The sequence below is a fragment of the Pueribacillus theae genome (assembly GCF_003097615.1).
GTDB lineage: Bacteria > Bacillota > Bacilli > Bacillales > UBA6769 > Pueribacillus > Pueribacillus theae.
The window spans coordinates 1-22,150 of sequence record NZ_QCZG01000016.1; the positions used below are offsets into that span (position 1 = coordinate 1).

General features: G+C 40.4%; 18 protein-coding genes. 7 read left to right on the forward strand and 11 right to left on the reverse strand.

Annotation, left to right across the window (positions count from 1 at the left end; genetic code table 11):
• Window positions 1-66: 66 nt before the first annotated feature.
• From namA to hemE, 5 genes are all read right to left on the reverse strand, one after another.
• Window positions 67-1,107: an NADPH dehydrogenase NamA gene (namA, locus tag DCC39_RS09030; protein WP_116554568.1), complete on the reverse strand. Its 1,041-nt coding sequence runs from the start codon at window positions 1,105-1,107 to the stop codon at window positions 67-69.
• Window positions 1,052-2,050 carry a phosphotriesterase family protein gene (locus tag DCC39_RS09035; protein ID WP_116554569.1) on the reverse strand — a complete coding sequence of 333 codons (999 nt, stop codon included), beginning with the start codon at window positions 2,048-2,050 and terminating at the stop codon, window positions 1,052-1,054. Before DCC39_RS09035 ends, namA begins: the two co-directional genes overlap by 56 nt.
• A 125-nt stretch (window positions 2,051-2,175) precedes the next feature.
• A complete protein-coding gene (gene hemY / locus DCC39_RS09040; RefSeq protein ID WP_116554570.1) occupies window positions 2,176-3,576 on the reverse strand; it encodes a protoporphyrinogen oxidase in 1,401 nt (466 codons plus the stop codon).
• Complete coding sequence (gene hemH, locus DCC39_RS09045; protein ID WP_116554571.1) at window positions 3,573-4,517, reverse strand: ferrochelatase; 945 nt, start codon at window positions 4,515-4,517, stop codon at window positions 3,573-3,575. The genes hemY and hemH overlap by 4 nt, the downstream gene beginning before the upstream one ends.
• A 134-nt stretch (window positions 4,518-4,651) precedes the next feature.
• Window positions 4,652-5,686 (reverse strand): uroporphyrinogen decarboxylase, encoded by a 1,035-nt coding sequence (gene hemE, locus DCC39_RS09050; protein ID WP_116554572.1) that lies wholly within the window; start codon window positions 5,684-5,686, stop codon window positions 4,652-4,654.
• Between the two features lie 477 nt (window positions 5,687-6,163).
• Here hemE and DCC39_RS09055 point away from each other — a divergent pair, with 477 nt between their 5' ends.
• Together DCC39_RS09055 and DCC39_RS09060 are read left to right on the forward strand one after the other, a co-directional pair.
• On the forward strand, window positions 6,164-7,615 hold the full coding sequence (locus DCC39_RS09055; protein WP_116554629.1) for an MBOAT family O-acyltransferase: 1,452 nt from the start codon (window positions 6,164-6,166) through the stop codon (window positions 7,613-7,615).
• A gap of 36 nt (window positions 7,616-7,651) precedes the next feature.
• Window positions 7,652-8,686 carry a DUF1574 family protein gene (locus DCC39_RS09060; RefSeq protein WP_116554573.1) on the forward strand — a complete coding sequence of 345 codons (1,035 nt, stop codon included), beginning with the start codon at window positions 7,652-7,654 and terminating at the stop codon, window positions 8,684-8,686.
• A gap of 131 nt (window positions 8,687-8,817) precedes the next feature.
• On the opposite strand, the gene DCC39_RS09065 is transcribed toward DCC39_RS09060, so the two are convergent.
• Both DCC39_RS09065 and DCC39_RS09070 read right to left on the reverse strand, forming a co-directional pair.
• The gene (locus DCC39_RS09065) at window positions 8,818-9,603 is read right to left on the reverse strand and encodes a glycoside hydrolase domain-containing protein (RefSeq protein ID WP_165820816.1); all 786 of its coding nucleotides are present in this window, start codon (window positions 9,601-9,603) and stop codon (window positions 8,818-8,820) included.
• A gap of 142 nt (window positions 9,604-9,745) precedes the next feature.
• On the reverse strand, window positions 9,746-11,593 hold the full coding sequence (locus tag DCC39_RS09070) for an LTA synthase family protein (RefSeq protein WP_116554575.1): 1,848 nt from the start codon (window positions 11,591-11,593) through the stop codon (window positions 9,746-9,748).
• Window positions 11,594-11,712: 119 nt separating this feature from the next.
• Here DCC39_RS09070 and DCC39_RS09075 point away from each other — a divergent pair, with 119 nt between their 5' ends.
• The 4 genes from DCC39_RS09075 (at window position 11,713) to DCC39_RS09090 (ending at window position 15,809) form a co-directional block, all read left to right on the forward strand.
• Window positions 11,713-12,228: an antibiotic biosynthesis monooxygenase family protein gene (locus DCC39_RS09075; protein ID WP_116554576.1), complete on the forward strand. Its 516-nt coding sequence runs from the start codon at window positions 11,713-11,715 to the stop codon at window positions 12,226-12,228.
• Between the two features lie 126 nt (window positions 12,229-12,354).
• Window positions 12,355-12,474, forward strand: coding sequence for a YjcZ family sporulation protein (locus tag DCC39_RS09080; RefSeq protein WP_116554577.1), 120 nt, complete (start codon window positions 12,355-12,357; stop codon window positions 12,472-12,474).
• A gap of 131 nt (window positions 12,475-12,605) precedes the next feature.
• Window positions 12,606-13,508, forward strand: a complete 903-nt coding sequence (locus DCC39_RS09085; RefSeq protein ID WP_116554578.1) for a chemotaxis protein — start codon at window positions 12,606-12,608, stop codon at window positions 13,506-13,508.
• A 189-nt stretch (window positions 13,509-13,697) separates the two neighbouring features.
• On the forward strand, window positions 13,698-15,809 hold the full coding sequence (locus tag DCC39_RS09090) for a GDYXXLXY domain-containing protein (protein ID WP_116554579.1): 2,112 nt from the start codon (window positions 13,698-13,700) through the stop codon (window positions 15,807-15,809).
• Window positions 15,810-15,928: 119 nt separating this feature from the next.
• Here the strand turns inward: DCC39_RS09090 and DCC39_RS09095 are convergent, their stop codons facing one another.
• The gene (locus tag DCC39_RS09095; protein WP_116554630.1) at window positions 15,929-17,473 is read right to left on the reverse strand and encodes a gamma-glutamyltransferase family protein; all 1,545 of its coding nucleotides are present in this window, start codon (window positions 17,471-17,473) and stop codon (window positions 15,929-15,931) included.
• 366 nt (window positions 17,474-17,839) lie between these two features.
• On the opposite strand from DCC39_RS09095, the gene DCC39_RS09100 reads away from it, so the two are divergent.
• Window positions 17,840-18,274, forward strand: a complete 435-nt coding sequence (locus tag DCC39_RS09100; RefSeq protein WP_116554580.1) for a ferritin-like domain-containing protein — start codon at window positions 17,840-17,842, stop codon at window positions 18,272-18,274.
• 92 nt (window positions 18,275-18,366) lie between these two features.
• Here the strand turns inward: DCC39_RS09100 and DCC39_RS09105 are convergent, their stop codons facing one another.
• The 3 genes from DCC39_RS09105 to DCC39_RS09115 all read right to left on the reverse strand — a co-directional run bounded on the left by DCC39_RS09105 (window position 18,367) and on the right by DCC39_RS09115 (window position 22,142).
• Complete coding sequence (locus tag DCC39_RS09105) at window positions 18,367-18,834, reverse strand: DUF3237 domain-containing protein (protein WP_116554581.1); 468 nt, start codon at window positions 18,832-18,834, stop codon at window positions 18,367-18,369.
• Window positions 18,835-18,908: 74 nt separating this feature from the next.
• On the reverse strand, window positions 18,909-20,900 hold the full coding sequence (locus DCC39_RS09110) for a sigma-54-dependent Fis family transcriptional regulator (RefSeq protein WP_116554582.1): 1,992 nt from the start codon (window positions 20,898-20,900) through the stop codon (window positions 18,909-18,911).
• Window positions 20,901-20,984: 84 nt separating this feature from the next.
• The gene (locus tag DCC39_RS09115; RefSeq protein WP_116554583.1) at window positions 20,985-22,142 is read right to left on the reverse strand and encodes a dihydrolipoamide acetyltransferase family protein; all 1,158 of its coding nucleotides are present in this window, start codon (window positions 22,140-22,142) and stop codon (window positions 20,985-20,987) included.
• Window positions 22,143-22,150: the final 8 nt, after the last annotated feature.

Consider the following 22,150-nt stretch of genomic DNA (forward strand, 5'->3'; position numbering starts at 1 on the left):
GGGCTGGCCAGTAACAAAGGCTTTCAGCCGTAGAGCAAACCACCCGTTCACACGGGTGGTTTTGATTCACTTCTTCAAAAACTTCGTCACTCTCCACCCGCGCTCATATTGCACAGGTGATTGAATATTGTAATTTAATTCCTTTGCTGCTGTTAGTGCCCAATAAGGACTTCTTAGGAGTTCACGGCCGACAAAAATGAGATCGGCCCGATCGTTTTGAAGGATTTCTTCCGCTTGTCCCCCTGTTGTAATCATCCCGACTGCTCCTGTTGCAATGCCTGCTTCTTTCCGTATTTTGTCGGCAAAAGGCACTTGATAACTCGGAAAGACGTTTATCTTTGCAGGTACAACAGCACCAGAGCTGCAATCAATTAAATCAACGCCTTGTTCCTTCATTTTTTTCGCATAGTTCACATATGTATCAGGTGTGTTTCCTTCTTCGTGATAATCTGACGCAGAGATTCGGACAAATAGCGGTCCTTCCCATTCTTCTTTAACAGCATTAATTACTTCTTCTAAAAAGCGATAGCGATTTTCAGCATTGCCTCCGTATTCGTCGGTTCGTTGATTCGTTAATGGAGATAGAAACTCATTAATTAAATAACCGTGCGCTCCGTGGAGCTCGATGAGGTCAAATCCGGCTTCTTTTGCCCTTCGTGCCGCTTCTTTAAAAGCAAAAATTGTCCGTTCGATATCCTCTTTTGCCATTTCTTTCGGTGTTTTCATTCCTTCTTCAAATGGGATGGCTGACGGTGCGAGAGGTTCATCGGTGTCTTCCGCTTTCCGGCCGGCATGAGCAATTTGAATGCCGGCGGCAGCGCCTTGTGCATGAATGAGTTTGACTAGTTCTTTCAATCCATCAACATGTTCGTCACTCCATATGCCGAGGTCATAATCAGAGATTCTTCCCTCTGGCATTACGGCTGTCGCTTCCACGATGACGAGGCCTACTTGCCCAACCGCACGCGTCGGGTAATGAATACGATGCCAATCCATCACTTTTCCATCGCGGTTTTCGCAGGAATACATGCACATCGGAGACATGACAATTCTATTTTTCAGTGTAAGATCCTTTATCGTGTATGGTGTGAATAGTTTTGCTTCCATCCTGTCCTCCAAACCAGCTTTTAATATTTTCGAACATCATCGTATGAATCTGTTCTTCTGTTACGCCATTTCTTTTTAATTCAGGGATAATTTTATCAAAGATAAACGTAAATGACCAATCAGGGTTTACTTTTTTTACGGCTTCCGGTTCATACCAATCGATTGTGCAACAATAGTCTTGAGACAAAAACATTCGGTCGGCATATCCTCTTTTCGCTAGCTCAATCACGGTCTCATTCCTGCTTTCCGTATCGATCATTCGCAAAATTCCGTAACGGTCCATCCCAACATATGCCCCTCGATCAATGACTCTAAGAATATAATCAACATCATCCGTATCTCCACAGTGCCCAATGAGAACATTGTTCGGATTGACGCCTTCTTCTTCCAAAATATCAAGCTGCATAAGCCCTGTTCCGCTCGCTGGATGAGAGTGGGTCATGATTGGAACGCCTGTTTTGTGATGTGCCCTTGCAACAGCACGGATCACTTTCTCAACGTCTCTCGTCATGCCTTGTGCGTCTGTTGCACATTTAAGGAAGCCGGCTTTGATTGATGTATTTTGGACGCCAACTTCAATATCTCTAACAAACAAATCCGCCATATAATCAATACTTCTATTTTGAAAATGGGGTGGTATGTAATGATAAGAATAGATTCCCGTCGCCGCGATAATTTGCATCCCTGTTGCAACGGCTACTTTTTCCATAAACCGGATGTCACGTCCAAGCTCCATTACCGTCGGATCACAAATCGTCTGGACACCTCTGTCTTTTGCAGCATTTACTTGTTCAACTGCTTTTTGAAATTCATTCTCTTCATCATATAGGTGTGGAAATTGGGCGAAAACAGATTCAGAACGTGTACGTAGATGTTCATGCACTAGTGTACAGCCAAGTTCAGATGGATCAAGTTTTCCTGTGATTGAGTTAATCATACCCATAATCTAACAACTCCTAACTTTTTATAATAAAAAAGATTCTGTAAACTTAAAATTCTCTTTCATTATAACAAAAATTCTTCCTACAAAGTAAAGAAAAAAGAGCTCCGAAAAATCAGAAACTCCTTCTATCCTTTCATATATTCCGTTATTTTCTTCACTGCATCAATCCCTTGGTCAATGCAATCCGGAATGCCGACGCCTTCATAGGATGAGCCTGCCAAAAATACTCCTGGGAGCTGTTTTGCCAAATTTTCCTTTACAGCTTGAATCCGAAATTGGTGACCGACCGTATATTGTGGCATCGCTTCTCTCCACCTCGTTACAAAATAAAAATCCGGCCTTCCTTTTATATCTATGAGTCGATTTAAATCGTGTAAAGACACGTCAATGATTTCTTCATCAGTCGCTTCAACGATTTCTGAATTCCCTGGCCTGCCAACATACGTACGAAGCAGGACTTTCCCGTTAGGCGTTGTATGAAGCCATTTTCTGTGGGTAAACGTACATGCTGTGATCGTATAATTGGCATTTCGTGAAACAACAAATCCAGTACCGTCTTTCGTAAGGTTTACTTTCTCTTCATCAAACGCCATCGCAACATTTGCCACTGTTGTTGTCGGAATGTCACGCAAAATGCCCATAAACGAATAATCTTCAAGCAATTTTCTAGCTGTCATATGGGGGGTTGTAATTAAAACGGCATCAAAACGTTCTTTTTCTCCACTTGATAATCGAAGTTCATACTTTTTATCGTATTTCCTAAGAGACTCAGCTGCCGTTTTTTTCCGTATTGATTCAGGTGGAAGTGCATTCTCAATTGCTTTAACGAGTGATTCAAGTCCGTTTTTTAACGTTAAAAAATTGCTCGGTTTTTTAGCGCCTTCTTCTTGCTTTTTCGGTGCAGGCGTCGTTTTTTTCATGCCTAAAATTAAACTGCGATATTTTCGTTCCACTTCGTAAAATTGCGGGAAGGTCGACATTAAACTTAATCGGTCAATGTCGCCGGCATAAATTCCGGAAAGAAGCGGCTCAATCAAATTTTCTACGATTTCATCTCCGAGCCGTTTTCGAAAGAAGCCACCGAGTGATTGATCTTCATTTTCCCTTCCGGTTCTTGGCAAAATAAAATCAAGTGCTGCTCTTGCCTTTCCAGAAGCAGAAAACAATTCCGTCTCAATGAACGGTCCGAGTTCTGTCGGGATACCCATAATCGCTCCGCCAGGAATGGGATAAAGCGTATCATTATTCAACACGAATGCCTGCCCTTTATAATTGCCAACAAGTTCTGACTCAAGCCCTACATCGGCTGCCAGCTTTGAAGCACTTTTTTTGCGTGCAACAAAAGAGTCCGGGCCTCTTTCAATCGTAAAACCTTCGTGTTTTACCGTTTGAATTTTTCCGCCGAGATGATCGGTAGCCTCAAATAGCGTGAAATCCATATTTCCTTCTTTATATAAGTAAAAAGCTGCGGAGAGGCCTGTTATTCCTCCCCCGATTATCGCAACTTTTTTTCTTTCGGCGGTCATGCTTCCCCACGCTCAATTTCCGATAATTTTTTTTCAATCACAGTTGCAAGTGCATCAATAAATTCGTCTTTTGCATTTGGCATTTCAGGCCTGAAGTAGTTCACGCCAAGCTCGTCCGTGACGACTTTACACTCGTAATCATTGTCATACAGAACTTCCAAATGATCGGCTACAAATCCGACAGGACAGTAAACATAGTTGATATAGCCTTTTTGATCATATAAATTTCTTGTCAAATCTTGCACATCAGGACCGATCCATGGGTCTGGCGTGTTTCCTTCACTTTGCCAGCCAATTGCATAATGGGGAATTCCGGCTTTTTCAGCAATCAAATCAGCTGTTTCCTGCAGCTGATCAGGATACGGATCGCCATATTGCAATATTTTTTCTGGCAAGCTGTGTGCCGAAAAAATGACGACCGTTTTGTCCTTTTCTGCTTCAGGGATTTCCTGAAATGTCTTTTTGATTTGGCTTGCCCAGTAGCCGATAAATTTTTCTTCTTTGTACCAGCTGTCTATCGTGTGAATTTTCGGTCCGCCGAGCTTTCCTGCTTCTTCAACCGCCCTGCTGTTATACGATTTTACGCTGAACGTCGAATAATGAGGCGCAAGTACGAGAGTTACCGCCTCTTCAATGCCATCCTTATGCATTTCGCTTACAGCATCTTCAATGAATGGATCGATATGTTTTAAACCTAAATAAGATTTGAACTGTACATCGCTATTTCTCTCATTTAATGCCGATTCCAGTTTTTCTGCTTGTTCTTCTGTTATTTTTGCAAGAGGTGAGACACCGCCGATAGCTTCATAGCGTTCTGTTAAATCTTGCAGTGCTTCAGGAGAAGGCTTGCGCCCGTGGCGGATATGAGTGTAATAAGGCTCTATTTCTTCCGGTTTTCGTGGTGTTCCATATGCCATCACAAGCAATCCGATTTTTCGCATCGTTCCATCATACCTTTCGTTCTAGATGTTAGAAATTGGAAGTTGAATTTACGGAAATCGGCTTTTTCGCCGATTTCAACCAGTCTGGCCTCTGACCTCCGACTTCTGTTAAGAGAAACGTCATGACGTTTCTCTTAACGTAACGTATATTCGTGGACAAATTCTGCCAAGCGTTTTAATGTTTTGTAATTCACTTCAGGGAACACACCGTGACCTAAGTTGAAGATATAACCGGGCTGTTCCATGCCTTGATCGAGGATCCGCTTAACCTCTTCTTCAATAACTGGCCAAGGTGCAAGCAAAAAGGAAGGATCAAGATTTCCTTGCAGCGCCTTTGTGATGCCTTTCTCACGAGCTTCTTTAATTTGCAGGCGCCAGTCCAATCCAACGACATCGAGAGGCAAGTCTGCCCATTCCTCTGCCAGATGGCTCGCGCCGACACCGAACATAATAAGCGGAACTCCTTCGACCCTTAATTCATTAAAAATACGCTCCATTACTGGTTTCATATATTTACGGTAGTCTTGCCGATTTACCGCTCCGACCCAAGAGTCAAAAATTTGAATGGCTTGCGCCCCAGCCTTAATTTGTGCTCTTACATAAGAAATAACCATGTCGCCAAGTTTATCCATTAACATAAACCAGGCTTCCGGCTCTCCGTGCATGAAAGCTTTTGTCTTGTGGTAGTTTCGTGATGAACCGCCTTCGATCATATAACTTGCAAGCGTAAATGGCGCTCCGCTAAACCCGATAAGCGGAACTGTCAATTGTTCACGCAAAAGTTTAATCGTATCAAGTATGTAATCAACATCATTCTCCGGGTCTATTTCGCCTAATCTTTCTACGTCTTGCTTCGAGCGAATGGGATTGGCAATAACAGGACCAGCCCCCGGCTTAATTTCAACATCGACGCCGATTGCGGGGAGCGGAGTCATAATATCTTTATATAAAATTGCTGCATCTACCCCGTAATTGTATTCGTCAATTGGAAGCCTCGTCACCCGCGCACACAGTTCAGGTTGATGAGTAATCTCAAAAAGAGAATATTTCTCTTTAATTTTAAGATATTCAGGCTGCGTTCGGCCAGCTTGGCGCATAAACCATACCGGCACATAATCCGTTTGTTCTCCTCGACAGGCCTTTAAAAATGTATCGTTGAATTTTGTCATTCTGCCACACCTTTCCACGAAATAAGAAAGTATAAATTTTCTCTTTCACAAATTTAAACAAATCCGGTCTCTGAACTCTGACGATTAAAATAAGTGAAATTGGTCTTTTTCGCCGATTTCTACAAATCCAACTTCTCACATCTAACTCCAAGTAAGGACGCGTCAGCGTCTTTGTTCTTATCCATGTCATCTCCACTATAGCCGCTCGCTTGCTTGTTGTATACAATTCCGCTTCAAATGTCATGAAATCGTTTATTTTGACGATTCGTTCATAGATTCACGTACGGATCATCCGTATTTTACGGCTATGCTACAAAGGTTAATCTTCGTTTACAAATGGCGATTTTATACCAAAAACCCTCACTTTAGAAGGATTTTTTGATATTTTTAGAGTACACATACGTTTTGTTTTTTGAAAAAAGGGTAAAAGTAATTAGTTTCTTTTTTCTTTTGTTTGCTCTGAAAGGAGACACAACGATGCTGTTCAATTCATTTGAGTTTATCTTTGTGTTTTTACCAATTACATTTTTAATTTATTTTATCTTTGCTAAATTTAAATGGTTTACAGCTGCAAAAGTGGTGATAGTCGCCGCTTCCATTTTTTTCTACGCGTATTGGGACTACCGCTACGTATTGCTTTTGTTCTTTAGCATTGCCTTCAACTTTGCGGTTGGAAAACTACTCTCAAGGAAGCCAAATAAAAAAATATTGATTTTCGGAATCGCCGTAAACCTTGGACTGCTTGGTTATTACAAATATGTTGATTTCTTTTTGGAAAATGTGAATCGTTTATTCGGTACTTCGGTGCCGCTTCTTGAGGTTATCCTGCCTCTTGCGATTTCATTTTTTACATTCCAGCAGATTGGTTTTCTCGTTGATTCAAACCGGGGGCTTACGAAAGATTACAACTTCCTGAACTACACATTGTTCGTTGTTTTCTTTCCACAGTTAATCGCTGGCCCGATCGTCCAGCACAAAGATGTCATCCCGCAATTTCAACAACAAACAGTGTTCAATATAAACTATGAAAATCTTGCGCTCGGCCTGTTTATTTTTTCTTCGGGCTTGTTTAAAAAAGTTGTCATTGCTGATTCTGTCGCACTATGGGCCACTCCAGGCTTTGATGAAGCAGCGTCATTAACTTTTTTTGAAGCATGGGGTTCAGCGCTCGCTTACACGTTTCAGCTTTACTTTGACTTTTCCGGCTACTCGGAAATGGCAATTGGATTAGGGTTAATGTTCAACATTAAGCTGCCGATTAACTTTTTTTCACCCTATAAGGCAAATTCCATTATTGACTTTTGGCGTTCGTGGCATATGACACTATCCGCTTTTTTAAAAGACTATCTTTATATTCCCCTTGGCGGGAACCGAAAAGGAAAGCCTCGTAAATATATGAATCTTTTTATTACGATGCTTCTCGGCGGCATATGGCATGGTGCAGGATGGACGTTTGTCATATGGGGAGCGCTTCACGGCTTATACAATGTTATCAATCATTTGTACAGGGACATTAAAAAGAAACTTTTCCCTGTAAAATCAAGCGCTGTTGAAATTGCTGCATCCCGATCTTCTTATTTCTTTTCATTGTTCTCATTTACACCTGCCCGTATACTCACTTTTGTTGCGGTTGTCGTCGGATGGGTGTTCTTCCGTGCTGAAACAGTGAACGACGCAGTAAAGGTATTAAAGGGAATGGCCGGTTTCAATGGCATTGAATTTGGAAAACTGGAGTACTTTCCACAAGGGTTGACAGAGCTCGTTGTTTTAATCGGCTTATATTTATGGGTAAGCTTCGCCCCGAACACAATTGAATTTTCAAAGCGATTAAAGCCAAATTGGAAATGGGCTATGCTCATAACAGGACTATTAATCGCGGCGATTTTATTTATTAATCGAAAAGCGGAGTTTCTATATTTTCAGTTCTAAAAAATCTTTTCGAACCATTTAAAGGAGGGATTTCGCTTGTCTTGGAAAAGAATGGCCATTACCGTTATTCTCGCTTCCCTTTTTATTACGGGCGGTGTGATGGCTTTAAACTATGCCGTAAATCCGCTTGGTAAATATAAATCGCATGTTTTGCCTTCCCTCGTTTGGACAGGACGCAGCGATAAAGCTGCCCTTCTTGAAAATTTTGAAGAAAACCCTGATGTTCTCATTCTCGGATCAAGCCGTTCTATGAAACTTGACCCAGATTTTATCAAAAAAAAGACCGGGCTTACTTCATTTAACGCCGGTGTCAATTCAGCTCAAGCCGAGGATTATTATGTCATGCTTCGCTATGCCCTTGAAGATTTAAAGGTAAAACCAAAGATTATCCTTTTAGGTATTGATGTTGAAGCGTTTCACAATACGGCACCGATAGATGAACGGCTGTTATTTAACAATACACTTGCGAAATATTTAAAAAAAGAAGATAAAGTTTCATTGAAAGATAAGTTGACCGCCTTGCTTTCGTATGACGAGACAGCGGGTACAGTTAGAAGCTTATATTACGCTGCAACAGATTATCCGGATCCCTCGACTTCGTATGATAAAAATGGTTTCTTGCATTACTCGAAAAAAGAAGACAAAGTAACGGAAGATAATTACGATGCCAAAATAGAAGATTACATTGAAAAATATCGCGATCGGTTTAAGGGATACACACGATTAAGTGAGAATCGCCAAGAATACTTTACTGATTTCCTTAGAATTGCCAAGGAAAATGACATTGAAGTCGTCTCTTTTATTACAACATTGCATGACGATCTCATTAATGATTTGCGAAAAACACGCGGTTATGATGAAATTTCCCAAAAACTTGTCGCCTACTTAAACGACTTGGAAGCTGAATACAATAACTTTACCTTCGAAAATTTCGATCGAGTAAAAAAATACGATGGTTCCCTTACAGCATTTTATGATGGCGCCCATATACAAGAAAAGAACGCAAACCTCATCACTGAAAAACTTCTGAAAAAGATCCCAAAAGAAAAACAAACGGCTTACACAGAATAAGAACGCCACATTGTGCGGCAACGTCTGTGTGACCCGCCTCCTGTGGGCCTTAAATTTGCGGAAAAGCAAATTTAAACTTTCTTAATTAAAAAGGAGTCAGCGAACAGCTGACTCTTACTCTAACCTCTAAGTTACCAAAGCCCTTCCAGCATTTTTTCACGAAGCAAATTTGTATCAATATTACAGGTTTCATCATCTAGCCCGTACTGCCAGATTAGCGCATTCGCTGATTTAGGTGCCTCAGGGTTAAACTTTGGTGCATTGTCTTTTTTTGTCACCCCTTCTTGAGGGTAACTCGTCCAAACAACAACCTCTTTTGCAACTTTGTCATTTTCAGAAGCTGCTGCTTCAAAAGCTTTAAAAAGATTGCTTCCTTCATCAAAAACGCCATATATCCCCGATTTATATGGTGAAGAGGCAAGTTGATCTGTCCAGCCTTGAATAAATGCGGAATCGACAGGATATTCCGGCTCAATATCCGCGAATAAATAGACGCCTTCTTTTATCCCAAGCTCTTTCGCAATTTCTATTGCTTTTTTAGCCTCATTTTTTCCGTTGTCATATCCGGTTGCATCAGTAAAATGGTTGTAAATTGGGATAATTGGGATGTCTTTTTCGTGTAAAAAGTCAATCTCGTCTTGATCTAATCCAGATGATACGCCTTTCTTTGAACCGATATATCTCCCCCAAGCATCTGGTTTCCCAAAGTTGTCGACAACACACTCATAAAACTCTTTGGTCGTGTACGTAGCGGAATCCACTCCCCATAAAATCTCTTGCCCGCTCCCGTTTCCCCCATTATTTGAATCAGAATCATCGTCCTTATCCGAAAGGTTTATGCTCCATACTATAAATGAAAGGGAAAGTACTGAGATAAGTATAATCATCCAAAAGCGAGCTGATTTAAAAAGACTCACCCATTCACCTCCCATATTCATTGACTCGCAATAGCATATTCCAATCACAATGGAGAGGTGTGGGTTTAACTGAGGTCAGAGGCCAGAAACCGGAAGCCAGAGTAAAAGCAGGCCAAAAGAATGGCCTGCCAAAATTAAGTATTTATTTATTTTCGTAGAACCTTAGTAAATCACCGTAAATCACTTTGTCGGATTGATCAAGCTGAAGCTGGGCTTCTTCTATGAAAGGTTCACACGCTTCAATCTCTATTTCAGATTCATTCGATTTATCGTAGCATTTGTTTTTCGTATAAATATACTTTTCTGTAATAAAGCTTCCGTCTCGAAGCACAACTAAACCGGGACGTTCATTGGAAAACAAGTCATTGCCAAACGAAAGGTCTTCTCCTTCATCAATCCCGAGCAAATTTAAAATCGTCGGCTTCAGATCGATTTGTCCGCCAATCGTATCGAATGTCCCGCCTTGCTCCCCCGGAATATGAATAAGCAATGGAACCCTTTGGAGCTGCACAGACTCGAACGGAGTAATTTCCTTCCCTAGAAATTCCCCCAATTCCTTATTATGGTATTCAGATATCCCGTAATGGTCTCCGTAAAAAATGAAGATGGCATTTTCATATACGCCTTCTTCCTTCAAACGTTGAAAAAAACGCTTCACCGCTTCATCTGTATACCGAACCGTTGTGAAATAGCGATTGACTGTTTCACTTGTTGATGTCCATTGGGGGATAAATTCATCTTCTTTCTCCAAAGCGTAAGGAAAATGATTCGTAATGGTTAAATACTTCACATAATAAGGTTCCGGCAATGATGTCAAATGGGCGATTGATTGCTCAAACATGTCAATATCTTTCAAGCCCCATCCGACTGAATTGTTTTCATTGATTTCAAAATCATCTGCGGAAAAATATCGTTTGTAGCCTAATGCGTCATACATGATGTCCCGATTCCAAAAGCTTGCATGATTGGCATGCATAACGGCCGGGTAGTATCCTTCCCTAGAAATAATTTCGGGCAATCCGTTGTATTCATTTTCAGCATGCGTAAAAAAGACAGCCCCGCTTGGAAGCGGATATAACGAATTATCAACAAGAAATTCCGCATCAGACGTTTTTCCTTGTCCCGTTTGGTGATAAAAATTTGGAAAGTAGTAGCTTTCTTTCATTAAGTCATTTAGAAATGGGGTGATCTCATGCCCTTCCATCTTTCGATTCAACACAAAACTTTGCATGGATTCAAGAGAAATGATAAAAACATTTTTTCCTTTCGCCTTTCCCCGAAATGATGGATTTGGTTCCCCATGCAAGTCGTTAACGAAATTTTCCACTTCGTAAAAAACGTCACTCTTTGCTAGCGCTTTATGGACTCTAACCGTTGATTGCATCACAAGATCGTAAATATGAAAGTTAATGACACCAATGTTTTGAATGATCATTGAGCGATCGAAAGATTTTGTTAATAATTGAGGCTGTTCGATTTCAGATAACGCGAGGTTGAATGCAAACAATGCGAGCGCGCTCCCAAAGATAGTATTAATTTGTTTTTTCGTAGCTAAAGTGATTGGGAATTCTACGAATCTAACAATGATCAAAAGAAAAGCAACATCAGCAAAAAGAAAAAGATCCGTTGCTTGAACAAGCGTAAAAATACTGCCGCCCAAATCACCCATATTATTCGTTTGGAACAGTGTTGGAAGTGTAATAAAATCGTTAAAAAATCGATTATAAATGACATTTGAATATAAAATCATTGAACTTAGTAAACTAATAAGAATGATCGTCAGTTTGCGCCATTTTACCGAAAAAAACAAACTGATCCCAAAAAGCAATAAAGCGGAGCTTAAAGGGTTGACCAACAAAAGAAGCCCTTGAAGCACACCTTCTGTCGGCGTATTAAAACAGAACCTTTGAACAATGTAAGCTTTCACCCAAAATAAAAAAATTGCCAAAAATAACAATTGGTGTTTTCGAAGAAAAGAAAGGGGTTTCACCTTAGTTCCTCCCTCTCGACCTGTTTTTGTGCTCCTTTAAACGTTATTTACCCTGTTTATTATTATTCCATGTAAGGGTACGATAGTAAAGAAAAGGAAATTGTTAGGAGGTTGGCAATATGAATTTTTTTATTACGTATGGCACACATGATTTTTTAAAGTCAATTTATGAAAAGTATCAAAATAAATACGATATTTACCTATTGGATGGCGGCGGTTCATCCATCCTTATTGTGGAAAAAGAAGGAAAGAGCCTTTTTCAAAGCGGCAAAACCTATGCAATTGAAAAAGCGAGCGGAAGTTTTGAAAGAGCCACTTTCGCTGTGATAAATAACGTTCCCGTTACGCAGGAACACAAGGATATCTTTCTATATGAGGCGAAGATACGCGCTGAGATGATCGAAAAGCAACCCGGATGCCTTGCTGTCAGAGTTTTAAAACCGATAAAAAGTGATTCATTTATCATCCTGAGCATGTGGGATTCATCTGGTGACTATCGACGATTCGAAAACTCTCCAGAATTTGGTTTAACGAAACCTTCCACCTCGGGCATTAACGTACCACAGGAATTGTTTACAGGGAAAGCTTATGTGAAAACGTATTCGGTCTTCAGGGAAGAACTTGATAATAACTAAGTAACCGCAAGCGGCCAATGTTAAACTGGGTATTCGCACAAATTGCCGACTAGCCGGCTAATACCCGTTTCGTCTCCACCTTTTTTTCCATAATTTAAAGTAAACCAAGAAGGGTGGTGAACGTTAATGGGCTACGGATATGGAGGCGGCGGCTACGGCGGCGGCTATGGTGCTGGTGCTGGTTTCGCGCTAATCGTCGTCTTGTTCATTTTGTTGATTATCGTTGGTGCAGCTTACGTTTACTAATATCGCAACCAAAAACCGGCAGTTCGCCGGTTTTTAATCCTAATTTTTCTCCCTTCATCTGTTACGCTATAACGGTTTCAATGAAACTGCCGATATAAAGAATAAGAGCGTAATAGAAAGGAGAAATACATATGCAGACTAACAAAGGGATCCTGCTTGAAAGTGGAACGAATGAATTAGAAATCGTTGAATTTACGATCGCCAACAGTCGTTTTGGCATTAACGTGATAAAAGTTAGAGAAATTATACCTTTTTTTCCTGCAACGAAAATTCCATTTTCCCACCCAAATATCGAAGGAGTCGTCTCACTTCGCGGTGAAGTCGTGCCTGTCGTTCATTTGGCAAACGTGCTTCGCTTGCCTGTGAGCGCTGGGAAGCCATCGGAAAAACTGATTATCACGGAATTCAACCAGTTAAAAGTAGCCTTTCATGTTGAAAATGTTGCCCGAATCGACCGCTTTTCATGGGAAGCCATCGAACAGCCAAATGATTTGGCAAAAGATCTTGAAGGCCTAATCACAGGTATTATTCACTTTGATGAAGATATGATTCTACTTCCCGATTTTGAAAAAATTATATTCGATATTAACCCTCATACAGGCATAACGAAAGATCGGATTAAAACCGTTGGAAAAAGGGAACGTTCAGCGAAGAAAATACTGATCGCGGAAGATTCCGCTTTATTGAGAGAACTGTTGCGGGAAACACTTGAGGAGGTTGGCTACGCAAACCTCGAATTTTGTGTAGATGGCTCTGAAGCCTATGAAAAGCTTGAAGCATACGCAAAAAAAGGCGACATCCAAAATGAAATTCAGCTCGTGATTACAGATATTGAAATGCCTAAGATGGATGGACATCATTTAACAAAGAGAATTAAAGAGGATGAAAGGTTCAACGTCTTGCCTGTTATTATTTTCTCTTCTCTTATTACAAATGACTTAAAACATAAAGGAGAACGTGTTGGAGCTGACGCGCAAGTAAGCAAACCGGAAGTATTCAGTCTTGTAAAGCAGATTGACCAATACATACTTTAAGAAAAACGCATTCGCGTGAGAGGTGCGATTGGTCTAAACTGGCGAATTGCCAATTTAGACTTATCCTTTTATAAAAAGTTAGAGTTCAAAAGCCAGACTAGTAGAAATCGGCGAAAAAGACCGATTTCTTTTTTTCTATATATTTTCTGAAAATTAGCGTATATACTGATCGTAAAAGGGGGAAATGATTTGGATGTAAAAGGAATCAAGACCGGTTATTTGTTAGGAATCAGTCTTCTTCTTTCAAGCATTTTTTATTTCTTTGCTTCGAATTGGCAAGGATTTGATCGCATAACGAAAGTTTGTTTAAGCATTGCGCTCATTTTACTTTTTTATGGACTGCATATTCTTTTAGTGAATGTAGTGAAACATCAGCGGTTTCTAAGTGATTGGATGCTGATTGCGACAAGTATCGTATTTGGATTATCGGTTGCACTCATTGGTCAAATCTACAATTCTCATGCGGACAGTTATTTGTTGTTTTTAGTCTGGCTTATTCCAGTGTTGCTTTTTTCATTGATTACGAGATATGAGCCTTTTTATATTCTCGGCTTTATTTTATTGCACCTAATGATTTATTTTTATTTAACGCCGTCCACTTATTTTGCGAATTGGAATGAGCATCAATATTTTTGGATGCTGTTTGGCGTTATTCTTTTGAATGCCGTTATTTTTTATGCAAGTGAACCGATCCTCCATTCTAAAACAATGAAATACGGGGCGTTTGCCGTCTTTCATTACGTTTTCATTTTCTTAACCGTCATTGCCGAGCTGCCACTTTATAAGTTGATAAGCAATGGCTTATACGTTATCGTTTTGGCGATTGGATTTTATTACTGGTCCAAAATGAAAGCGAACCGCGTGCTGCTTACTTTACATGGTGTGTCTGCAACCATCTATCTCGTCATAAAAGGTTTTAACTGGATTGCCGATTACTTCGGAGAATGGATTTTATTTTTCTTTCTCCTTTTAGCCGCTGCCCTCGTTTTCCTTAGTGTGATTGCTGTGAAGTACATTAGTGCAAATCCAATGAATAAACTTATTAAATCTTTGATTACAATATTGGTTACATTTATTGCAACTTTGTTTGCGACAAGCGCGATATCTGGCCTCTTTTTCTTAATGTTTCCTGAAAGTTCAATTGATTTTTTATTTTTCTTTGCAGTGATTGCACTTATTCTCCCTGGATTATTAACAAATTGGCCAGTTCAAATTACTTATACACTTTTAGCTACGGGTTTCCTGCTTGCAGTAAGCACCGGCCTCTTTCATGATCTGTTTTTTTATCGTTTGCTACTATTAGCCCTTGTCTGTTTCGCCATTTATGTTATGAAACAAAAAGGCATGAGAGTCTTTCTCTATTTGCTTTTGAATCTTGTGTTTGGTTCCATCATGTTCGAGTGGTTTTTGGTTCACGGTGTGACCGTTAGCCTGCTTGTCTTGAATGGGGTGTACTACTATTTACAAAAAAAGGACAAAGCAACGCATTATACGGCACTCATTCTTGCCTACCTGTCGTTTATTACGCTTACAATAATCGATGTCTCAAATTGGTTGAGCATCGTTTATAATATCAGTTTCTTTCTCATCACAACCATTTGCCTTTTCGCATTGAATCGGGATACGAGAAGGTGGGAATGGCTAACGAGTTTTATTTTTTGGTTTTTATTTATTGGGTATAAATATTACGAATATTTATGGAAACTGATTCATAAATCGCTGTTGTTTTTATTTCTTGGTCTTGTCATTCTCGCCGTTACAATTTATTTTGAAAAGAGAATGGCCAAGACAGAAGATAAACTTCCACGCTTCAAACAAAAGTGGGCACTCATTCTGGCTGTTGTGTTACTGCAAGTCGGATTTGTCACCTATCAATCCATCACAAATGAAACGTTGTTAAAAGAAGGAACATTAATTAAAGTAAAGCTCGTACCTGTTGACCCACGCTCCTTGCTTCAAGGGGATTACGTCACGTTACGATATGACATTTCAACCATTCCTGACCTGGATGATCCTTCAACTTGGAATGAGAAAGTGAAAATCGTCCTTCGAGAAAATGAAGATAATCTTTATGACTATGCGGGCTACGTTTACGAAAATGGAGAATGGAACCGCCCTTACGAAAAACAGCCTGGTGATGTCATCATAAACGGGAAAATGAACGGTCCGGGCGAAGTGATTTATGGAACAGAAAGCTATTTCGTTCCTGAAGGAGAAGGAATGAAGTTGCAAAATGAAGCAGAATTCGCCTACCTTCGTGTAGGAAAAAAGGGAGATGCGCTGCTGCAAAGTGTGGAATAGGGAAACAATTTCCCCATTCTTAAATGCTTAAAGACTGCGTCCGAGATAGAAATAGAAAAGCCCCTCCCGCGAGGTAAAATAACCTTGCTGACAGGGGTTATTTTTCATAACATAATAGATTACCACGCTGCAACGATACCATCCGTACGATGTTCTGTTCCACCTGTAAGGACACCTGTTTCCGGATCGCGCCAAATAATTTGTCCGCGACCGAAGCTATACGGTTCAAGAGCAATACGAACATCATGGCCGCGATCTTTGAGCGCAAGAGCAATGTGGTTTGGTACAGAATGTTCCAACTCCACCGTTTTGCCTTCCACCCATTTCCAGCGAGGTGCGTCTAATGATGCTTGTGGATTTAAATCGAAATCAATTTTATTCATAACCACTTGCAAATGGCCTTGAGGCTGCATAAATCCACCCATGACACCGAACGGACCAACCGCAACATTGTCTTTCGTCAAGAAGCCAGGAATGATGGTATGATAAGGTCTTTTCCTAGGTTCCAGCGCATTGTCATGATTCGGATCAAAGGAGAAACTGTGTCCCCGGTTTTGCAGGCTGATTCCTGTTCCAGGTACAACAAGCCCCGAACCAAATTCAATGTAATTGCTTTGGATATAGGAGACCATATTTCCTTCACTATCTGCCGTCGCGAGATACACCGTACCACCTTTAGGCGGCTTCCCTGCTTCAGGCATTAATGCTTCCTCGCCTATTAAACGACGTCTTTGCGCAGCGTACTCTTTCGAAAGCAACCCATTAATATCTTGAGACATATACCTGCTGTCGGCAATGTATTTTCCTCCATCTGCAAATGCCAATTTCATTGCTTCAATTTGTTTGTGATACGTATCCACGCTGTCTTTCACAGGAAAATCAAAGCCTTCCAAAATATTCAGCGCCTGCAAAGCGACGAGCCCTTGGCCGTTTGGAGGAATTTCCCATACATCATAGCCGCGATAATTGACATTGATCGGATCAACCCATTCAGGGTAATATTCTGCTAAATCATCGGCAGTGAGATAACCGTTATGTTCCTTGGAAAATTTAGCAATTTTCTCCGCTAGTTCGTCTCTGTAAAACGATTCGGCATTCGTTTCAGCAATCGATCGTAAAGTAGAAGCATGTCCCGGAGACGCCCAAACCTCGCCAATTTCAGGGGCACGGCCATTTGGAGCGAAAGTTTCAAACCAGCTTTCAAACTCTTCCCCGTCCAATAATTGTTTGAACCTGCGATATTCCTGCTTCCATACTCTAGCAAGCGTTCTTGAAAGTGGGTAACCGTTCTCGGCATAATCAATCGCCGGTTTCAACACTTCGGTTAAAGGCAGCTTCCCAAAACGCTTTGACAATGCCGCCCATGCTGACGGCAAGCCTGGAACAGTAACAGGAGCCCAGCCTGTTTCAGGTATCTCATCATAACCCGCTTCTTTTAACTTATCGATACTAATATTTTTCGGCGCAAAACCACTTGCATTCAACCCGTGAAGATCCCCTTTTACCCAAACGAGAGCAAATGCGTCACCGCCAATCCCATTTGATGTCGGTTCAACAACTGTTAAACAAGCAGCCGTTGCAATTGCAGCATCAATGGCATTACCGCCTTTTTTTAGGATATCAAGCCCTGCCTGTGCAGCTAAAGGCTGCGACGTTGCAACCATACCGTTTTTGGCATATGTACTATGTCTTGCTGATGGGTAAGGATGATACGCTGAGTAATTAGCCAATTTGTTAGTTCCTCCTTAATTTCAGTATTCATTTTGTCATTATATCACAAAAAATTATTTCGGATTGCAAGTTAATCCTTATTCTGACTTTCATTATAACATTTTTTTATTTTTTTGACCTTATGAAATTAAGGAAATCTTTTTCGTTAACAAATGGAGGAAAAAATTGTTTAATGTTATGCTAAAAAGGGTACTCTACATTACAGAGGTCAGAAATCAGAGGCCAGATTAGTTGAAATTGGCGAAAAAGACCGATTTCACTTTTGCATTTTAAAAAATTTTGGGAAAGGGAGTATTTGAATGGAAAAAGAGATGCAAGATTTAATCGATGGTTTAAATGAGGACTTAGCGAACGAATACGCAGCAGCAATACAGTACACTTACTACGCGGCAACAGTAAATGGGTTATACCGCCAAACACTGAAACCTTTTTTTGAAGGCGAAATTGCAGACGAACAAGGCCACGCGCTTTACTTGGCTGAAAAAATACAAACACTCGGTGGTACGCCAACAACGACACCTGCCGAGGTTAGACAAGTTACTGATGTTAAAGAAATGCTAGAAGAAGCGCTTAAAGCGGAAAAAGATACGATCGATCGCTACGAAACACGGAAAAAGCAAGCTGAAGATCTTGGCTTAACAGAACTTGTTACCAAACTAGAAGACATGATCACGGATGAAACGCATCATGCGGAAGAGCTGGAGCGAATTTTGAAAGACCAACATTTTGCTTAAAGTACATAGGGCTGCCCTCTTAAGTTACAATCGGGCAGCCCATGCTTATGTATCCTTATAAAGGAGTTCCCCACAAAAACATTCCCTTCTGTTTATTCCACTGCAAATATTGAATAATTCACTTTACCTTTTGATCGTTTACCAGTGGCAATAAAAACTGTTTTATTCATCCAGTCATATTTTTCTGACGATGTTTCAAATACTGGCACTGTTCTAAAATAATATTCTTCTGGATCGACCTCTTCATTGTTATCCAAACGAGCCAATACGCTTTCGGGACCAGTCCTTATTCCCCGGTATGTCATCATAATCAGTTCGTTGTCATCTGTCTCCAAGAGGATGCGGACATCCTGAATAATTGTTCCGTCTTTTCGGACTGTTATCCAGTCATCTCCTCCCGGGGTCACTTTTCCTCTAATTTTTTCGCCCTCGAATTCACCCCCAGAAACCCTGATGATCCTTTTATTCCCTGTCGGCGTTTCCCCGGGTAAATAAGGATTTTCAACTCGAAGCTCCATATTAAAAACAAACGATAATTCTGGGGTTTTTAAATGGTCCATGATTTCCCTTCCTTTCTATTTTTCAGTGTTCAGCGATTGACGCACCTCGTGGATGCGCTTTGGATAGATATTCCTCATTCCTTTTTCAATTCCTCTTTCACAGAAATGCCGTGCTGCTTAATCCATCGGTATAGCGTACTTGTCGACACTTGCAGCTTTTCCGCTGCCTCGGCAACACTCGCGCTCTCCCTTAGAGCCCAAATGATTGATTCCTTTTCTGCTTTTTTCGTAAATACTTTATGGATTGGCATTTCTTCTTTCGTTACGATTAGCTGTTCTTTGAGATAGAACGGCAAATGTTCGGCAGTTACAACTCTATCTTCGCACATGACATCAATATGTTCTAAAACGTTTTGGAGTTCACGAACGTTTCCAGGCCAGTCATATTTGTAAAATTCGTTTAAAAGCGAGGGTGACATTGTTTTTTCCGGCAAAAACTTTTCGATAAATTGTGTAAAATCTTCCGTTCTTTCTCTTAAAGGAGGGATTGTCAGGGAAAGAACATTCAGCCTGTAAAACAAATCAAGGCGAAATTTATTTTCTTTTGCCATGAGAAATAAATCTTTGTTGGTAGCGGCTATGACACGAATATCTAAAGGTTTTGGATTATTGGAGCCAACGGGTGTTACTTCTTTTTCTTCAAGCACCCTTAGTAAATGAGCCTGCAAATCTAAAGGCATATCTCCAATTTCATCGAGAAATATTGTTCCGCCATTGGCCGCTTCAAACTTGCCTTTTTTTCCGCCTTTTACCGCACCTGTAAATGAACCTTCTTCATAGCCAAAGAGCTCGCTCGCGATTAATTCTTTTGGAATTCCCGCGCAATTTACCGCTATAAAAGGACCGTCTTTCCGTGAGCTAGCATTATGAATCGCTTGGGCAAATAGTTCTTTCCCTGTTCCACTTTCACCAGAGATTAAGATGCTTTTATCTGTTTTTGCCATTTTCTTTGCTAATTGAATCGTATGTAAAAACTTATCACTTTTGCCAATCAATGACGAGAATTGGTATTTGGCAGCAATTTGTTCACGTACGCCAGAAGTCAACTCTTTCTTTAAAATCAGAATGATGCCCAAGCATTCCTCATTGACAGTAATTCTCCTTGCGGTGAACAAAATCGTAAATTTCTCTTTGGAAGGGATATTCAGTTCTTTTTTAGTAATAATGTCGTTGCCATTTATTGTTTCCTGAATGGAACGGAGCAGTGGTTTCAAATAATCGAATTCTTTCAGCACATTTTTGTAGCATGAAGTTGTTGGAACTTTTAAAAGGTGGGCGGCGACAGCATTCAACTTTACAATTTCACCATATCGATTAACAATGACCAGGCCGTCCGAAATCGAGTCCATCGCAGCACTGAAATAATTATTTAAAAGATACTTTTCCTTTTCCAATCCTTGTTGATGGATTAATTGCATGATCGTGTTGGCAGCAGTTGTAATCAACCCCAAAGAATGGGGATGGGCCGATTTATAATATCCAACAAGGGTTATCACGCCGATCAATTCATTGGAAAAGGGATCCATAATTGGGGCGCTTGAACAATTAGCCTCATGCCAAGCTAGACAGTAATGTTCGGCAGAAAAGACTTGAATGGGTCTCTTTTCATTTATCGCCAAACCTATGGCATTCGTTCCTGTAACTTCTTCTCTCATATCTACGCCGACTTTAAAATTAACAGAAGCTGCCGACACGGCAATTTCACTATCGCCGAATAATTCCAGAACGACCCCGTCACGATCAGAAAAAGCCAGTACACTATCTGTCCCTTTCACAATTTCATAAAGGTCATCCATGAAGGGACGAATTAAATGCAATAGTTCTTTGTTTTTATTAATTCTTTCTGCAATGACTTTTCCTTTATATACTACAGGCGCTTCCTGGTTATTTGGATTTATGCCGTGGCGCTGGGATCTCTTCCAAGAACGCATAATAATATACCTGACTTGTCCGAGATCAATCCCTTTTTGAAAATAATTGAACCATGCCCGTTTTGTTGACATCGCCTTTGAAGAAATGTCTTGAGAAGGTTGGGAAAGACTTTTAAATAAAAATACATTCGACATGCTGCCAACTCCTCCAAAAAGAAAAACTAATTTTTGTTCCCGCTTATTCCTGTGAACCGAGAATAGGGAACCGCCGGTTCCCTATTACTCTACTTCTTCAATCGTTAAGTTCTCTAAAGCATTCTTCAATTCGTTCGTAAATTTCGCTCCGGCTACCCCATCAATAAAACGGTGATCGTAACAAATGGATAATTTCATCATTGGTTTCACAACAATCTCATCGTTTTCATCCACCACGGGAGTTTTTTGTATTGCCCCAGCAAAAACAATCGTTGACTGGGGGATATTTATGATTGGCGTACCTGATTCGATCCCCAAACTCCCTAAGTTTGAGACTGTAATTGTACCTCCAGAAAAGTCATCAGGGGACAGTTGGTTCGCTTCGGCTTCTTCAGACAATTGTTTGATTGCTTTTGAAATTTCATCGACTCCTTTTTTGTTTACTTCCTTCACAACCGGTACAACTAACCCCTGTTTGGAAGACACCGCGACTGATATGTTTACCTCTTTAAAAACTAATATTTTATTATCCTCTAGCTTACTATTTACTATGGGGTATTTGTCAGCGATCGTGCCTACCGTTTTGACGAGAAGATCATTTATTGTTACTCCATCCAGCTTTGATTTTACTTCTAATACCTTTTCCATGTTTACACTGACAATTTGAGTAAATTGTGGAATATTTCTCCAACTGTTTAACATATTTTTTGACATTTCTCTCTTAATATTATTCAATTCAATTGTTTCCCTAAATTCGTTCCCTTGTGAACGAATTGAACTAGCATTTCGAATATCCTCTTCTGTAATCATACCTCCCTTTCCAGTTCCAGTGACAGAATCTAGAGAAACGCCCAATTCTTTGGCCAATTTCCTGACCCTTGGCATAACTTTTCCTGACGGTTTCGGGCGGTCTGATCCTGCATTATTTAGAGAATCGGCGGGCTCTTCGCTATTTTCCCTTATGGATGGGGCTTGTTTTTCATATTTGCTTAAATCAATCACTTCGTCCGGTTCCCCTATAATTGCGATGACTTCGTTTATCGGGACTTCGATTTCTTCTTGGATGAGTATTTTTTTAAGTACACCTGATACTTGCGCTTCAATTTCCACTGTTGATTTTTCTGTTTCCAATACAAATAGTTCTTCGCCTTTCTCGACGTAATCTCCTTCTTCTTTTAACCATTCAGCAATTTTCCCTGACTGCATGGTCACCCCTAAACGAGGCATTTTTACTTCGTTCATTTTCCCAC

What these genes read in the sequence shown, in the direction of transcription:
- namA (WP_116554568.1), bottom strand. Translation starts at nt 1,107, where the DNA reads ATGGAAGCAAAACTATTCACACCATACACGATAAAGGATCTTACACTG.
- DCC39_RS09035 (WP_116554569.1), bottom strand. Translation starts at nt 2,050, where the DNA reads ATGGGTATGATTAACTCAATCACAGGAAAACTTGATCCATCTGAACTT.
- hemY (WP_116554570.1), bottom strand. Translation starts at nt 3,576, where the DNA reads ATGACCGCCGAAAGAAAAAAAGTTGCGATAATCGGGGGAGGAATAACA.
- hemH (WP_116554571.1), bottom strand. Translation starts at nt 4,517, where the DNA reads ATGCGAAAAATCGGATTGCTTGTGATGGCATATGGAACACCACGAAAA.
- hemE (WP_116554572.1), bottom strand. Translation starts at nt 5,686, where the DNA reads ATGACAAAATTCAACGATACATTTTTAAAGGCCTGTCGAGGAGAACAA.
- DCC39_RS09055 (WP_116554629.1), top strand. Translation starts at nt 6,164, where the DNA reads ATGCTGTTCAATTCATTTGAGTTTATCTTTGTGTTTTTACCAATTACA.
- DCC39_RS09075 (WP_116554576.1), top strand. Translation starts at nt 11,713, where the DNA reads ATGAATTTTTTTATTACGTATGGCACACATGATTTTTTAAAGTCAATT.
- DCC39_RS09080 (WP_116554577.1), top strand. Translation starts at nt 12,355, where the DNA reads ATGGGCTACGGATATGGAGGCGGCGGCTACGGCGGCGGCTATGGTGCT.
- DCC39_RS09085 (WP_116554578.1), top strand. Translation starts at nt 12,606, where the DNA reads ATGCAGACTAACAAAGGGATCCTGCTTGAAAGTGGAACGAATGAATTA.
- DCC39_RS09095 (WP_116554630.1), bottom strand. Translation starts at nt 17,473, where the DNA reads ATGGTTGCAACGTCGCAGCCTTTAGCTGCACAGGCAGGGCTTGATATC.
- DCC39_RS09100 (WP_116554580.1), top strand. Translation starts at nt 17,840, where the DNA reads ATGGAAAAAGAGATGCAAGATTTAATCGATGGTTTAAATGAGGACTTA.
- DCC39_RS09105 (WP_116554581.1), bottom strand. Translation starts at nt 18,834, where the DNA reads ATGGACCATTTAAAAACCCCAGAATTATCGTTTGTTTTTAATATGGAG.
- DCC39_RS09110 (WP_116554582.1), bottom strand. Translation starts at nt 20,900, where the DNA reads ATGTCGAATGTATTTTTATTTAAAAGTCTTTCCCAACCTTCTCAAGAC.
- DCC39_RS09115 (WP_116554583.1), bottom strand. Translation starts at nt 22,142, where the DNA reads ATGAACGAAGTAAAAATGCCTCGTTTAGGGGTGACCATGCAGTCAGGG.